The sequence below is a fragment of the Enterobacter sp. 120016 genome (assembly GCF_018383635.1).
Taxonomy (GTDB): domain Bacteria; phylum Pseudomonadota; class Gammaproteobacteria; order Enterobacterales; family Enterobacteriaceae; genus Enterobacter; species Enterobacter asburiae_D.
In genome coordinates this window covers 112,924-127,638 of the sequence record NZ_JAHAWC010000001.1, presented here as the reverse complement: position 1 = coordinate 127,638, position 14,715 = coordinate 112,924, and the positions used below count along the sequence as shown (strand labels likewise).

Below are 14,715 nucleotides of genomic sequence, written 5' to 3'. Positions count from 1 at the left end.
TATTATGAAAAAACTCCTTATTACGCTTCTGCTCCTGCTGGCCCCGGTTCAGGTGTTCGCGGCCCAGCCGCTGACGCCGGACCAGGAGCAGCGTGCGCAGAAGATGATCGCTGATTTCCTGTTTAACGATCCGAACTCCCCGCGCATCGGCGCGAAATACCCAAAGCTCACCCTGGTGGTGTTTACCGACTACAACTGCCCGTACTGTAAAAAATTCGATCCGTATCTGGAGAAGATTGTTGAGAAATACCCGGACGTCGCGGTGGTCTTTAAGTTCTTACCTTTCCGCTCGGAAAGCTCGCTGACCGCCGCACGGGATGCGTTAACGCTCTGGCGTCAGGATCCCGGGCAGTTTATGAAGCTGAACCATACCCTGATGGCCAGGAAGGGCTACCACGATGACGCCAGCATTCAGGAGGCGCAGAAGCGGGCGGGCGTGAGCGTTACGACGCCGGATGACGAGAGCATGCTGACGATCAAGCGCAGCCTGATCGTCGCGGAAAAAATGGGGATCCAGGGCACGCCCGCCACGCTAATCGGCGAGGGACTGCTGCCCGGCTGGGTGCCGTTTGAACAGTTCGACGAAATGGTCAGTGACGCATTGAAAAACCGCTAACCTGAAGGGGGCGTAATGCCCCCGACAAACCGGAGAGGGAAATGAAAAAATTACTGTTACTTTCAGCGCTGGCGACGTCAGGGCTGGTACAGGCCGCTGATGCCATACCGGAGGTGGTGAAGCACTTCGGCGAGCAGCAGAACATTAAAATCATTAAGAAGCTGGATGCACCCGGCGGCGCACCGGCCTGGCTGGGGCAGTATCAGGATATGGGCGTGACGCTCTTTTTAACCCCGGACGGCAAGCACGTAATCTCGGGTTATCTGTACGATGACAAGGGGAAAAACCTCAGCGAAGGCTATTTCCAGAAAGAGATCTACGCCCCGATGGGACGCGAGATGTGGAAGAACCTCAACGCGGCGCATCCCCTGAAGGAAGGGGCGGATAACGCCCCGCGTAAAGTCTTTGTGTTTGCCGATCCGTTCTGTCCGTACTGCAAGCAGTTCTGGGCCGAAGCGCAGCCGTGGGTGAAGGCGGGCAAAGTTCAGCTCAACACGCTGCTGGTGGCGTTTCTCAACCCTAATAGCGGACGTAACGCCGCCGCGATCCTGAATGCGAAAGATCCGGTTTCGGCCTGGCGCGAATACGAGCTTTCCGGTGGGAAAAAATTGCCCAAGCCTGACGGCGAGGCTTCCCGTGAAACGGTAGCGATCCTGCAGAAGCACCAGACGCTGATGGACAGCCTGGGCGCTAACGCCACGCCGGCCATTTACTATCTGAATGCGGAAAATGAGCTGCAGCAGGTGGTCGGTATGCCGGATGCGCAGCAGCTTGAGGCGATGTTCGGGCCGAAGCCGTAATAAAAACAGGCAGAAACGGGGCGTTTCTGCCTGATAGTCTCTTAGCTTCCCCAGCGTCCTTTCAGGTAGTTCACCGCCTGCTGCGTCTGCGGCTGGTTCAGGTAATCTTCCCTGAACAGGATGGTGCCATTCACGTTGGGCAGCGAATCGTTGAGATCGAGCTGTTTTTTCAGCTCCGGCACGCCGCCCTGAACCGTCCAGTCCGGCTCATTTCTCGACGGCTCGCCCACCTTGTAGAACGCAATGCCGATATACAGGCGAGTGTGGGTCGGCTTCACGACGTTGGCCCACCATTTGGTCAGCACGTCGTAGCGCGCGGCATCCCGTGAGAAGGGCCAGTAAATCTGCGGAGCGATGTAGTCCAGCAGGCCCTGCTGCACCCACTGCCGCGTATCGGCGTAGGATTCATCATAAGCCGCGGCGCCGCGGGTATCGGAGCCTGCCGGGTCAAAGGAGCGGTTGCGCCACACGCCCGCCGGGCTGACGCCAAACTCAACGTCGGGCTTGGTCTGTTTAATCGCGCGGGACACCTGCACGATCAGCTGCTGCGTGTTGTGTCTTCGCCAGTCGGCCTTTGAGGCAAATCCCTGACCGTACTGCCGCCAGGTCTGTGCGTCATTGAGCGCTGAACCAGGCGTTTCGGTATAGAAGTAATCGTCAAACTGCACGCCGTCTACCGCGTAGTTCGCCACCACTTCTGTCACCACTCGGGTGATCCAGTCCCGCACTTCCGGAATACCGGGATCGAGCACAAAGCGATCGCCCGAGACGCGCACCCACTCAGGGTGCTGGACATAGACGCTGGACGGGGTCTGATAGGCGGTCCGGTTCAGGGCGGCGATAGTTGAAGGCTTAGTATTGGTCGACACGCGGTACGGGTTGAACCAGGCATGGACCTTCATGCCGCGCTTGTGCGCTTCGTCCAGCATAAACTGCAGCGGGTCGTATCCCGGATACTCGCCGACGTTGCCCGTCAGCATATCCGACCACGGTAAAATTTTGGATGACCAGAGGGCCGTGCTGTCCGGCTTCACCTGGAAAAACACCGTGTTAATACCGAGATGCTTAAGGTTGTCGAGCTTGCTGGTCAGCGCCTGCTTTTGCATCGCGATGCGCTGGTCAGCGCTGCGGCCATTCACCGAGGCCACCGGCGGCCAGTCGAGACGAGAGACGGTCGCCAGCCAAATCCCGCGCATCGGCTCGTTTGCCTGCTGCGTCGGCTTGCTCGCGGTGGGAAGGGGGGTAACCAGTGATTTGGGTGGTTTTGAGGAGCAGCTCACAAGTAAAAGCGCGCAGGCAGCCAGCGCACCAATCCGTTTTACGTGTCGCGTCATTTGCGTATTAGCTCTTGATAATCCGACTGTTGGCCCAGGGATTAAAGGCGGGCTCCGCCTGTTCTGTGCTTGCCTCATCGTGGAGGGAGTCCAGATACAGGGCTTCGACTTCCGCGCGCGCCCACGGGGTGCGGCGCAGAAATTTCAGGCTCGATTTAACGCTGGGATCTTTTCTGAAACAGTTAATTTTGATTCGGTCACCCAACTCGCTCCAGCCATATTTCGCCACCAGGGCGTTGACCATCATCTCCAGCGTTACGCCATGCAAAGGATCGTTAGAAATGTGTGCAGTCATAGGTGTCCGGATGTCTCAATGTTTGTGGAGGCAGGGTTACCGGTGAAAGGGTACAAGAAAGCAGGGGAAGCGGCAATTTTCCTTTTCCCCTTGCTTACCTTATGACGGACTCAGTGCGCTGATTTTCACCGACCTTTTTTCCCGCTTTGTTTTCAATCGTAAACGTAATCGACACCTCCTCCTGGCCTACGGGCGTGGCCGTCAGCGTTTTAACCATCGTTCCCGAATCTGCTGCGATCGTCATCGTCATCGTGCCCTTGGCCAGCACCTTATCGCGCTGGGTGATGCGCCAGGTCAGACGGCAATCGCTGCACGTTTTCCAGGTGTCGTTGATGGCCCAGAGGCGCACGGTCGCCGCCGCGCCGGATTTCCACTGCGCGGTGACCGGTTCAATGGACGGCAGAACCGGCTGATACGCGCGTTTTAACGCGTAATAACCGGCTTTAGGCTTACGCAGGTAGTCCACCACGCCCCAGTTGATGGAGGGCCAGGTCTCGACAAACATAAAGTGAAACAGGGCCGTCACCGGCTGGTAGCGCTGTCGGCGGTAGCTCTCGGCCGCCGTGGCGACGAGCTGAGCCTGATACGCCTGTGTATTGCGGATCATTTCCTGAATTGTGTTTCCGCGCGGAATACCGGCAAATTTAAACGTCTGGAAGGGCTGAAAATTATGGTATTTCCAGACGGTCCAGCCGGGATCGTCGGCGGCGGTGGTTTTTGGCCAGAGATGCGCAGCCGGGATGATGGTTTTTAGCGTGGACAAACGGGGAAGCGCCTGCGCGCCAAACTCGGTGATGATCCCCGTTTTGGCCGGCGTCAGCAGGTCGCGTACGGTACCGAAATACCAGCCCGCCCAGTAGTGCTCTTCAACGGCGGAAAAGCGATGCACGATGCGGGAGGTATCTTCGGCAAGCGTGTCCGCCACCTGCTGCGTGAGCTCGCGGTTGAGGTTTTTATTCCAGTCCGGGAAGCGTTTTTCCATCCAGGGCGAATTCCAGGGCGGTTCGTTATGGCCGCCCCAGACGATGATGGCGGGGGAGTTGCCAAACTGTTCGATTATCTCCCGCGTCTGTCGCACCGCGTTTTTGGTAAAGGCGTCGCTACTGTCGTAGCCCCACTGCAGCGGGACGTCCTGCCAGATCATCATCCCCATCTCATCGGCAACATCATAAAGCGCGCGCCCCGCGACGTGTCCGTGCACGCGTATGGCGTTGGCGTTCATGGCTTCGACCAGACGAAGATCTCGACGATATTTTTCTCGCGTCATGGTGCCGAGCCAGGGGGAGCCGATGTAATTGCTGCCCTTAACAAAAAGGCGTCTGTCGTTAATGAGCCAGCCTTTATTATCGGGCTGCTCAACGATCTTGCGCAGTCCGGTGCGGGTGAGCGCCGTATCCATTAACCCATTTTCATCCCGTAATGAGACGCGAACCGTATACAAATGAGGGTTCCCGGTGCCGACGGGCCACCACAGTTTTGCCGCCGGCATGGGCAGCGTCACCTGCGCGGAATGGGCACCGCTTTCGAGGGTAAGCGGAAAGTCTGCCTGGAAGCGTTTGCCGCTGAAATTGGCTGGGGTGGCAGTGAGCCGCACGTTAGCCTGGCCCTTGCTGAGCGCGCGATAGCGAATCTCAGCCTTCAATGCAGGGCTTTTCAGCCCCTGCGACCAGTCAGGCCGAAGGATGACCTCATCAACGGTGGCTCCCCGGCTAAGATGCAGCTTGACCGGTCCCCAGATGCCGCCAGAGTTGGCGTCCTGTCCTTCTGGCGACCAGGCACCTCCTGGACGCGTGTCATGCTGATTAAGAATCCCCTTCATGGCCGTTTTATGCAGGGGCCAGGTTGTATGCGGATCTTCGTAAGGGCTATCCACCCGGACCACGAGCTGATTGTGACGTTGTAACGCACTACTGGCATCCAGCGAAAAGCGCTGAAAATAGCCCTCGTGCTTGCCCAGCGGCTGGCCGTTCAGCGTGACATCGGCCAGGTAATCGACACCGTCAAACACCAGGGTGCTCATTACATCGTGTGGCTGAGCGGGTAGCGTAAAGGCGTGCTTATACCACAGCGCGCCCTGATGATCGTACCCGGCGCTGTACCAGTTGGCAGGGACTTTCAGCCCGCGCCAGCCTGACGCGGGAGGATGCGTGCTGTCATTGGCGTCCTGAACCTGCCAGGTACCCGCAAGCGACCAGCTTACCGGTGCTGATGTCGCCACCATTGTGGGGAGAAACAGGGCAAAGAGCAGCGTGCAGTTACGAGTCATGAGTCACGTTTACCCCGCGCGCGTTGAGCCATGCCGTCAGGCGCAGCGATTCCTTGTAAAGTTGTTCATTCAGCGCCGCAAGCTGTTGCCCCTCAAGCGTATGCGCTTCGCTCTCCAGCGCCTGCAGCTGTTGCGCGAGTGCCCTGAAGTCCAGCGTAATGGCTTCTCCGCGCAGCTTGTGGGCCGCGCGTCGTAGCGCTTCGCGATCGTTGCTGTCGATAGCCCGGGTGATGGCTTTCATGGCTTCAGCCAGTCCTTCGCTAAACAGGGCCAGCAGTTCCTGTACCAGGTCAGGATCGTCAGCGCACTGTTTTAGCAGGCGTGCTTCATCCGGGAAGGCAGAGGGGTCATCATGGCTCGGGAGCACGCGAGCAATCTCCTCTGCGAGATGTTCCTGGCTGATGGGTTTGGCAATGTAGCCGTCGAATCCCATGTTAAGGCAGCGCTCTTTATCCCCCTGCATGGCGTGTGCGGTCATGGCGACGGTGGGCTGCGTCGGTCCGGGCCGGGATCGTTCCTCCTCGCGAAGCAGGCGAATGGCGGTCTCGCCGTCCATCTCGGGCATCTGAAGGTCGATCAGCAAAACGTCCCATACGCCCGCGCGCCAGCGCTCAAGCAGCGCGACGCCATTGTCGACGATCTGACAGCTATGACCGAGGCGTTCCAGCAGGCGCGCGGCGACCTTCTGATTGACCAGATTATCTTCAGCCAGCAGGATCCGTAACCCCGTTTCGCCCGGCGAGACGAGAGGCGTCGGTGTGGTTTCCCCCGCGAGCTTCGGCGCTCGTTCAAACGCTGCGGCAATCGCCTGATGCAGCTCGTCCTGCGCAATAGGCTTATGCAGATAGTTTTTGATGCCGATCCGCTTCAGCATATTGATATCAAAATGTCGGCTCATGGAGCTCAGCATGATGATATGGCTCTCAGATACCTGCGGCAGAACCGAAAGCTCAAGGGCCAGAGACACGCCGTCCATTTCCGGCATCTGCGCGTCCAGCAGGATCAACGGCCACGCTGTACCCGCTTTAACCCGATTAATGGCCTCGCTGGCTTTGTTGACGCAGGTGGGTTTCAGCCCCATCTGGCTAAGCATCGCGGCCAGCAGCCGCAGATTGGTCTCGTTATCATCGACCACCAGCACAGGTTCCCCGTTAAAGCGATCGCTATGCGGGCGTTCCTCCGGCGTAAGAAACTGTGTCGCAAGCGGCAGCGAAAACGAAAATTCGCTGCCTTTCCCCGGCTCGCTGGACACCGTTAACTCGCCGCCCATGGCCGCAACCAGTCGAGCAGAAATGGTTAACCCGAGCCCCGTCCCTCCATAGCGGCGGGTGGTTGAGTTATCCGCCTGGCTAAAGGCTTCAAAAATGGCCTTTTGTTTATCCGCCGGTATGCCAATGCCGCTGTCGCGCACTCGAAAACACCAGCGATCCGCGCTATCGCCCGGCTCAACAATCAGGATGACTTCTCCCTGATGGGTAAATTTCAGTGCGTTACCCAGCAGATTGGTCAGGATTTGACGCAGCCGGGCGCCGTCGACCAGCAGCACGTCGGGCACGTCGGGTGCGATATCTACCAGAAGCTCAATGCCTTTTTCGCTCGCGCCCGGCATGTGCGGGCGAATAAGCGACTGGATGAAGGGGCGGACAGGTACGGGGTCCGTCTCCAGCTCGACTTTGCCGGCTTCAATGCGGGAAAAGTCGAGAATATCGTTGATGATATGCAGCAGAGACTGGGCAGAACTCATCACCAGCGTCAGGTAATCGCGCTGATCGGCGCTGAGAGACGTATCCAGGCACAGCTGGGTCATGCCAATAATGCCGTTCATCGGGGTGCGAATTTCATGGCTCATATTCGCTAGGAACGCGCTTTTCGCCTCATTGGCTTTCCTGGCGTCCTGGGCGGCATTGATGGCCAGTATTTCTGCTTCTTTGCGACGCGTAATATCCTGCAGCGTGCCAATGACGCGTTCGGCGTTTCCTTCGATGGAGAGCGTGACCACCTGCCCGGACAGCATCATCCAGCGCAATCCTTCGGTTGGATGATAAACGCGGATCTCGCATTCAAAGACCGGACGGTGATCCTGCTTCGAGGCGTGCAGCGCCTTGCGCAGCGCACCGCGATCCTCTTCGTGAACCTGGTTGAGCAAAAAGCGCACCGGATATCGCCACTGCGTCCGCGACTGGCCCAGCATGGAAAGCAGGGTGTCGTTGACCTGTAAGCTGTCACCAGAAATCTGCCAGTCCCAGATCCCGATATGAATAGATTCCGCCGTCAGCAGAAAATCGTCATGCAGCTGGTGGCGCGCCCGCTGCGCTTCATCCAGCTCCGTGATATCGCTGTGCAGGCTAACAATGCCGCCGTCCGCAAGCCGTTGATGCTGAACGAAGATACGGCGATGGCCAGCCTGCCGCACTTCACAGTGCTTATCCTGACGACAGTTGCGTATGACCGACTCGCGCAGCGTCTGGCGAAGACCGGGATCGACGTTGTAAACGGCGTCGATAAAGCGTTCCGCCAGCGCGTCAAGCGTTGTGCCCACCTTCAGCCATGGGGTGATGACCGGATAAAAAAGGGCCACGTTGTGATTCCAGGCCTGCAGTCGTTCGTCTCGGTCATAAATCATGACGGCGGCGGGCAGTGCGTTAAGATCGTAGGTGAATGCGTTCATCGTGATCCTCCCTACGCGCGGTAGTGCAGTTCTGCCTGTCGGCGCAGATATTCCAGCCCGGGCGCGATCGCCATCGCCCAGGCCGTCAGGATCTCATCGTCGCACTGCGGATCGCGCTGGCTCACCGTGTTCAGCATGGCTTCGCGCCAGAGCGCGAAAAATCGCGGGGGGAGATGCAGACCGTCGTCGCTTTGCTCCCGCGCCAGTCGCTCGAGAAAATCAGGCACGATTAATGCGCCGTCTACCGCAAGCATGGCGAAGAAACTTTTAAACAGAGTCTGCTGCCCCTCCCGATCCGGCAGGCGAGAAAAATGCTGCTCCGTCTCGGGTGACATATGGACGAAGGCGTCATAGAACGTCTGAAAAAACGCTGTTTTGTCATTATCCGGAAAGACGCGGTTCAGACTGGATTCAAACAGATCGCGGTAAAACTTCACGGCATCCTCCTTACGGCGCTTTCGCCCGGCAGACAAAGCCCTAAGGGCGTAAATTCATCTGCCAGACGGCGTGAAAAGTAGCTCTCTTTCTTCGAACGACGAACGTCAAAGAGGGGCCCGGCGTTGTGTTTAAAGAAAAGGGCTTCCAGAACCGTGGCATTGGTGGAAAGGGTCAGGGAGGCGTTGGTATCGCCCGTGGCTTCAAGGCGGCCTTCGTACCAGCCTCTTAGCGGATCGTGAAGGTGCTCGGTGACCGACATCAGTACGTCGGTATACGGGGTGTCCCACAAGACCCACAGCGCAAAGACTGCTTTTGTCGATACCTGCGCGAAGCGGGTGTAATCCCGGCCATCGTCGCCAACAGAGTTCCAGGCATAGCCATTTCCCCAGACGGTATCCTGTATATGCCAGGGTGCCTGAGGGAGCGAAAAGTCCGCTCTGGCCGTCAGGACCTTATCGGTCTCCCAGCGCGTTTTCTGGCTCAGCCAGACGTTTTCCGCCTGCTTGCGCAGGCGCTTTTGCAGATCGGCCGCAACGCCTTCCGGCTCCCAGCCAAACTCCAGGCCCGGCAGCATATAGGGAAGGGTGGTAATCAGGGAGGGTTGCCACGTGGTGCGCGGATCGCGGGCATCGACGGCCAGACGCCGCTGGGCGATGATGACGTGGTGCGCAGGGGGCGCAAACGCTTTATCCGGGGAAAATCCCCACAGATGAAACGCCGTCGCGGCGTATTCGCTTTCGCCCAGGCGCAGCTCTTCCCGGACCACCGGCTGGCCGTTTTGCAGTGAGGACGACCACAGCTCGCCTTCGCCATCAATGACCGGGCAGAAATTCCAGCGCAGAATGATTTTATCCAGGTACTCGCTGTACTGCGGCTCCCGCTCAGCGGTTAGGCGCAGGGCGAGCATCAGGCGAGCCATGTCGCGCGCGGACCAGCTATTTTTAGCGGGCTTGCCGCTAAAGTCGATCGGCGCCGCCGTCTGGCTGGAATAGAGCCGTCCTGGCGTTCGGTTCTCGGTCAGCATCAGGCGGTTGAGGGTGCCCATCAGCCGCGTCAGGCGGGCGTCATACTCGGCCTCATCAATCAGCCCCAGCTCTTTTGCCGCCAGCAGGGCGATAAGCGTATCGCCCATTTGCCAGAGCGTAACGCGGGGCTGCTTGTCGCTCCCGTTGACCAGCCCGGTTTGCGGCTGCGTATTATTAACGAAATAGCGCCAGGCGATCGCCGCCCATTTCTGTTCTTCCGGCGTCAGGGCAGCGATACGCGCGCTGGAGTGCCAGCCGCCATTGATTAGCCAGCGCCATCCGGCTCCCTGATGACCAAACAGAGCAAAGATGACCACGCCTGCGAGGAGTAATCCCGCGAGCCCTCTGGCTATGGTTTTAAGCATTGCGCAGTCACCGGAGGCAGTTTAACCGGCTCGTCCGCGCTGCATGACGCGCACTGACAGGCCTGGCAGGCGGGTTTGGTGCGCTGCGTGACGCCGGTCCGGTCGCACCAGCTTTTTACGGCCGGTGTGCTGGTCAGGAACGGGCGGCTGCGCAGGGCGTTGTTCTCTTCAAACTGATCGAGCAGCTTTTGATCCCACAGAGACGGGGCAAAATCCTTGCTCTTCGGGTTGTCGGTGTTGAAGGCCAGCAGTTTCCCCTCTTTTTTGAACAACAGGGCTTCCAGCATGATGCCGTTATTGTTCGCGGTGAACTCCTTGATCGGCCCGTCACCGTTTTCATACAGCCCTTCGTAGTAGCCTTTTCCCTCTTCGTTGGCATTCTCAATGGTGTTCAGCAGGCGGTCGGTATAAGGCGAGTTCCACAGGACCCACATCCCCAGCGCCGCCTTCAGTGAAATTGCGGCAGCGTTAGGAACGAACTGGCCCTTGTCGGTGATCGTGTTCCAGTTGTATCCGTCGCTGAAGACGGTGTCATAGACGAAGTAAGGGGCTTTATCGAGCTGGTGCTCAGAGCGCGCGGTGAGCACGCCGGTGATGGTATAGCGGTTCTCCTGAGCCTGATAAACGCGATCGGCAAAGTTTTTCATCCACGTCAGGGAGTAGTCGCGCGGAGCGTTATCGCGATCGGTAGGCTTATCGAAGCCAAACTCCAGCCCGTAGAGCAGGTAGGATTCCGTCACAACATAGTTATGCTGCGACGTATTGCGCGGGTCGCGTGAATCATACGGAACCAGCACGCAGTAGATCTCGGCCAGCTCATACGGCTGCGGGCGGCTGGCTTTACAGGTATTAAATCCCCACAGCTGATAGCCCGCCGCGCCATACTCTTCATAGCCCAGTCGACCTTCCTGAACATACTTCGGTTGACCGTTTTCGAGATAGGCGCCATACAGCGTGCCGCAGGGGTCGATCGCGTGGCTGAAATCCCAGCCGAGCACCACGTTATCAATGCTGTTGCCGTATTCCGGGTAACGCTCTTTGATGATTTTCAGCCAGACCAGCATCCGCCCGATATCCAGCGCCGAGAAGCCGATTTCGCCGGGCTTGTTGGTATAGTCCACCTTCTGGCCGCTGATGGTGTTATAGGCTTTGTTGGGCAACTCATTACGGAACAGCACAAGGGTGTTTAGCGTGGCGAGGAATTTCAGCATCCGGCGGTCGAACTCGGCTTTATCTATGATCCCCAGCTCACGCGCTGCCGTCATGGCGGCGATATAGGACGCGCTGTCCCACATGGTGGTGGACGGATATTTGTTAACCGCATTCACCAGCCCCGTCGTGGGCTGATAGTTGGAGACGAAATACTGCCAGGCGTTTTTCGCAATGGTCATCTCTCTGGCCGTCAGCTCGCCGCTGCGCGGGGAGTAACCAGATGCAGGCAGCTCGGTTTCCGCACGCACGGTCGATAGCGCCAGCCAGCAGATCGTTATTCCCGTGAGCAGGTGGAAAAGGATCGGGGATCTTGGCTTCATGGCGTTGCTCCTGCGGGAGTGGATGAATGGGGGACCGTGGAGAAGCAGGCCAGACAAAGCATCTGGCCATGCGCGATATACGACAGACTTTCCAGCACGATGGCGTTGGTGTCGCCGTCAACAACGGTATTGGCGGTGTTATTGAGATTTAACCCTCTCTGCCAGCCTTTACCCGGCACCTGAAGCGGCAGAACCTGCTGGCGCAGCGCTTCACTCCAGCCGTTGCGGAACAGGGCATACCAGGCAAACGCGGTTCGGGTGGAGGCGATCGCCACCTTCTCCGGTATCTCTTCGCGCAGGGCGCGCGCCTGAACCGGCTGCCTGTTGGGCAGATCGTTAACGTAATCCGGCGCCGGTTCGGCATAATCCGTGCTGACAGGCGGCTTTGGCGTGCGCAGGCTATGGCGCCGCTGCTGAATCCGCATAATCCGCCACGCGATTTCAGCGCTTTGTGCGTCAAAGCCAAGCTCAAGGCCGGTTAACAAATAGGGGAGACTGATTAGGGAGGTCTGCTTGCCCCAGGGCGTGCGCAGCCCTTCATCGGGAACCATGATCCCATCCAGGTCGATCATCTTTTGCCCTTCAGGCGGATTGGTGACCGCCAGTCCCGCCGCACTATCAATCAAGAGCAGCGTATGGCTGGCATAGAGCCGGTAGCCAAAGCTGTCTCGCTGCTCGTCGGCAGCCAGCGTCCAGTGATGGAGCGGTACCGCCGCCTGGCTTTGGGTGTTGTTTTCCATCAGCGCGCCGGTGCGCCAGACGCTAAACAGATCGCGGATTGCGGCTGCGTGCTGAGGATAGCGCCACAGAATGGTCTGCAGCGCCGCCAGCAGACGACTCAGCCCAATTGCGGAGGCGTCTGGTTTCCCCAGAATTTTAAGGGTGTCCGCATGGTAATACGCGGCAGGGAGACCTTGTTCATTGAGCGGCAGCTGCCCCAGCGTAAACAGGGCCGTGCTGACCCTCTCGTCAAACTCATCGGTGGAAATGATATTGAGCTGCTCTGCGGCGGCGGTCGCAAACAGATAGCTCCCTACGCTCCAGAGGCTCAGCCAGGGCTCGCCGTCGCTGGCATTCGCCAGGCCATTTGGCTGGGTATTGTTCACATAGTATTGCCAGGCTACCCGTGCCCAGATGGCCTCTTCATAGGTCAGCTCGCGTTTCGCGGGCAGCGGAGGGAAGTCTTTACTGAGCGCGATGCCGCCGCTGCTCTCCACGCGCGAGGGCATTTGTTTCTCAACCCATACCACAATGGCAAAGCCGAGCAGGAACCCCAGCAGAATAGTGAGATAACTGCGCGCGGAGAGCAGGGCATCACGTATTCTCATTGGGTGACCTCATCGTCTTCGGCGGGCGTCCACATGGCTGCGAATATCAGCGGCAGCATGGCGGCGATGTTTACCCCTCCCCAGAAAATATTGATGACGTAGCCAGAAGGATCGTCGACCTGGCCGCGTGCAACCTGAATCCCGCCCCAGATAAGCCCTGCGAGGGTCAGCACCACAATGGCAATCTGCGGCTTCACCAGATAGAGAAAACGCCCCGTCTGCCTCTCTTTTGGCGTAACGTGAAATTTGATCTGTTCGCCCCGCAGCACCGTATTGAGCGCGCGCAGATTCATGGAAAAGAAGGAGAGGTAGGAGGCCCTGCCGTCCCAGGCCGAAATCCCCCATGTCCCGAACATAAAGGCCAGTTCGGAGAAAATAAAAAAGGGGAGAAAATGGAGATAGAACGGCGTCGACCAGGCCGATACCGGCGGAATGCCGGTAAACAGATAAATAATGGGTGAAATCAAAAACACCGTGTTCCATACGCAGGCCATATAGGACCAGAAGGTCGTGGCGTACATCAGCGTCTGAGGGAGGGAAAGCCTGAAGCGACGACGGCTAAAGATGTTGTCATGGAACAAAATATCCAGTGAACCTGCGGCGTATTTAAAGCGCTGGATCATCCACGTCAGCATATCCTGCGGAGAGAGCATCTTCGACTCAACGCGCGGGTGCATGACCGAACGCCAGCGTCTTGCGGCATCACCGTGCAGCAGCACCGAGGTGTAAATATCTTCGGAAACGTGGAATTTGTAGGGCGTTAACTCAGTGTCAAATGCCACGTGCGGGCGCATAGCCTCCTGCAGCGCGCTCCGCGTTTCGTCATCGCGGATGTCGCGGGTATGGCGATGGATCTCCTCTTCGACGGACCAGACGTAGCTTCGCAGCGCGGCCTGCATGACCGCCTCGCGACGGTGGATGGACGCCGCGCCGCAGCAGAATGCCGCGTTGGCCCAGTTTCGCCGCCGCAGGATGACGTCATAGAACATGCGCGGATCGTTAAAAAACGGGTCGCGGCCAACCGTGACCGGCCCTACGAATTTTTGTATCAGCCAGCCCATGCCATAGCCCACGTTTCCCGCTTTCCGCTGGCCCCAGCGTGACAGACTTTCCCCTTCAGGGAGATCGAAGAACCATTGTGGCGTCTGCACCCAGGCCACGTCAGGGTCGCGGAAATAGCCCAGCGTATGGCTGAGAAGGGTGGGAAATACCCGGGTATCGGCGTCGCAGATGACAATAAAATCACCGTCAGTTTGCTCAAGGCCATTGCGCAGATTACCGGCCTTAAAGCCGATGTTGGTCTGGCGACTGATGTAATTGACGCCTTCCTCATCGCAAACGGCTTTCATCTCCGGGCGACGGCCGTCATCGAGGACGTGGATCCGGTAGTCAATCGGGTACGGGTAATCCATGTTCAGGGCATCGCGAATGGACAGCCTGACCAGCTCGGTATCTTCGGAGTAGGTGGCAATGAACAGATCCACCTTAACGGGACGGGGCTCTACCGCTTCCTCTTGTGACAGGCAGTCGTTAATCTCGCTCGGGGGCGGATTCTGGGGGGGATCCTGTTCTTTCCATAAATTGATGGTAAACAGCACGGTACCGATCCAGGCCAGGGTTTCGGCGAGGACCAGCGGTATGGCGTACCATAACGCGTCCGTGTTCAGGGAGGAGGTCCAGCGCCAGTAAATATAATTTGCGCCCAGAATAAGCGCCGCGACCGCTAACACCTGCCAGGTCATCATTACCCAGCGCGGCGTTTTCAACGGTTCCGGAGGTCGACGATGTTCAAAACGGGAAAAATAAAAATCCATAGTTCCGGCGTTCCTGATTCCGTGAAAATGCAGACCCATTCTGCTGCGAAGGCAGTTGCCCAAAAGCGAAAGAAAATAGCGATTAAACAAGATTTAAGATAAGTGTAGAACGCCGAATAAAAGTGTCCAGCATCGTTTTTATTAATATGTAGCAGGAGTTAATTCATGTTTAATTCTACTTAATATATTTCATCTGCCGGTGATAAATTGCAGTTACTATTCCTTTAGTCTATC

General features: G+C 57.9%; 11 protein-coding genes. 2 read left to right on the top strand and 9 right to left on the bottom strand.

The window, feature by feature from the left end:
- Window positions 1–4 precede the first annotated feature (4 nt).
- Both KIF87_RS00615 and dsbG read left to right on the top strand, forming a co-directional pair.
- Window positions 5–616: a DsbA family protein gene (locus KIF87_RS00615; protein ID WP_213327572.1), complete on the top strand. Its 612-nt coding sequence runs from the start codon at window positions 5–7 to the stop codon at window positions 614–616.
- A 41-nt stretch (window positions 617–657) separates the two neighbouring features.
- A complete protein-coding gene (gene dsbG / locus KIF87_RS00610) occupies window positions 658–1,416 on the top strand; it encodes a thiol:disulfide interchange protein DsbG (protein WP_121423786.1) in 759 nt (252 codons plus the stop codon).
- Window positions 1,417–1,457: 41 nt separating this feature from the next.
- On the opposite strand, the gene KIF87_RS00605 is transcribed toward dsbG, so the two are convergent.
- The 9 genes from KIF87_RS00605 to KIF87_RS00565 all read right to left on the bottom strand — a co-directional run bounded on the left by KIF87_RS00605 (window position 1,458) and on the right by KIF87_RS00565 (window position 14,481).
- On the bottom strand, window positions 1,458–2,750 hold the full coding sequence (locus KIF87_RS00605) for a glycoside hydrolase family 10-like protein (RefSeq protein WP_213327571.1): 1,293 nt from the start codon (window positions 2,748–2,750) through the stop codon (window positions 1,458–1,460).
- Window positions 2,751–2,757: 7 nt separating this feature from the next.
- Window positions 2,758–3,045, bottom strand: coding sequence for a VF530 family protein (locus KIF87_RS00600; protein ID WP_023335765.1), 288 nt, complete (start codon window positions 3,043–3,045; stop codon window positions 2,758–2,760).
- A gap of 94 nt (window positions 3,046–3,139) precedes the next feature.
- Window positions 3,140–5,311 (bottom strand): glycoside hydrolase family 2 protein, encoded by a 2,172-nt coding sequence (locus tag KIF87_RS00595; RefSeq protein ID WP_213327570.1) that lies wholly within the window; start codon window positions 5,309–5,311, stop codon window positions 3,140–3,142.
- Window positions 5,301–7,979 carry a hybrid sensor histidine kinase/response regulator gene (locus tag KIF87_RS00590; protein WP_213327569.1) on the bottom strand — a complete coding sequence of 893 codons (2,679 nt, stop codon included), beginning with the start codon at window positions 7,977–7,979 and terminating at the stop codon, window positions 5,301–5,303. Before KIF87_RS00590 ends, KIF87_RS00595 begins: the two co-directional genes overlap by 11 nt.
- Window positions 7,980–7,990: 11 nt before the next feature.
- Window positions 7,991–8,416 carry a globin gene (locus KIF87_RS00585; protein ID WP_063142733.1) on the bottom strand — a complete coding sequence of 142 codons (426 nt, stop codon included), beginning with the start codon at window positions 8,414–8,416 and terminating at the stop codon, window positions 7,991–7,993.
- A complete protein-coding gene (locus tag KIF87_RS00580) occupies window positions 8,413–9,807 on the bottom strand; it encodes a DUF3131 domain-containing protein (protein WP_213327568.1) in 1,395 nt (464 codons plus the stop codon). The genes KIF87_RS00585 and KIF87_RS00580 overlap by 4 nt, the downstream gene beginning before the upstream one ends.
- The gene (locus tag KIF87_RS00575) at window positions 9,792–11,339 is read right to left on the bottom strand and encodes a DUF3131 domain-containing protein (protein ID WP_213327567.1); all 1,548 of its coding nucleotides are present in this window, start codon (window positions 11,337–11,339) and stop codon (window positions 9,792–9,794) included. Before KIF87_RS00575 ends, KIF87_RS00580 begins: the two co-directional genes overlap by 16 nt.
- Window positions 11,336–12,667, bottom strand: coding sequence for a DUF3131 domain-containing protein (locus tag KIF87_RS00570; protein ID WP_213327566.1), 1,332 nt, complete (start codon window positions 12,665–12,667; stop codon window positions 11,336–11,338). The genes KIF87_RS00575 and KIF87_RS00570 overlap by 4 nt, the downstream gene beginning before the upstream one ends.
- The gene (locus KIF87_RS00565) at window positions 12,664–14,481 is read right to left on the bottom strand and encodes a glycosyltransferase family 2 protein (protein WP_213327565.1); all 1,818 of its coding nucleotides are present in this window, start codon (window positions 14,479–14,481) and stop codon (window positions 12,664–12,666) included. The genes KIF87_RS00570 and KIF87_RS00565 overlap by 4 nt, the downstream gene beginning before the upstream one ends.
- Window positions 14,482–14,715 lie beyond the last annotated feature (234 nt).

Bases quoted from the DNA above. Each gene is read 5' to 3' on its own strand.
- KIF87_RS00580 (WP_213327568.1), bottom strand. From the start codon at position 9,807: ATGCTTAAAACCATAGCCAGAGGGCTCGCGGGATTACTCCTCGCAGGC.
- KIF87_RS00605 (WP_213327571.1), bottom strand. From the start codon at position 2,750: ATGACGCGACACGTAAAACGGATTGGTGCGCTGGCTGCCTGCGCGCTT.
- KIF87_RS00590 (WP_213327569.1), bottom strand. From the start codon at position 7,979: ATGAACGCATTCACCTACGATCTTAACGCACTGCCCGCCGCCGTCATG.
- KIF87_RS00565 (WP_213327565.1), bottom strand. From the start codon at position 14,481: ATGGATTTTTATTTTTCCCGTTTTGAACATCGTCGACCTCCGGAACCG.
- KIF87_RS00615 (WP_213327572.1), top strand. From the start codon at position 5: ATGAAAAAACTCCTTATTACGCTTCTGCTCCTGCTGGCCCCGGTTCAG.
- KIF87_RS00575 (WP_213327567.1), bottom strand. From the start codon at position 11,339: ATGAAGCCAAGATCCCCGATCCTTTTCCACCTGCTCACGGGAATAACG.
- KIF87_RS00595 (WP_213327570.1), bottom strand. From the start codon at position 5,311: ATGACTCGTAACTGCACGCTGCTCTTTGCCCTGTTTCTCCCCACAATG.
- KIF87_RS00600 (WP_023335765.1), bottom strand. From the start codon at position 3,045: ATGACTGCACACATTTCTAACGATCCTTTGCATGGCGTAACGCTGGAG.
- KIF87_RS00570 (WP_213327566.1), bottom strand. From the start codon at position 12,667: ATGAGAATACGTGATGCCCTGCTCTCCGCGCGCAGTTATCTCACTATT.
- dsbG (WP_121423786.1), top strand. From the start codon at position 658: ATGAAAAAATTACTGTTACTTTCAGCGCTGGCGACGTCAGGGCTGGTA.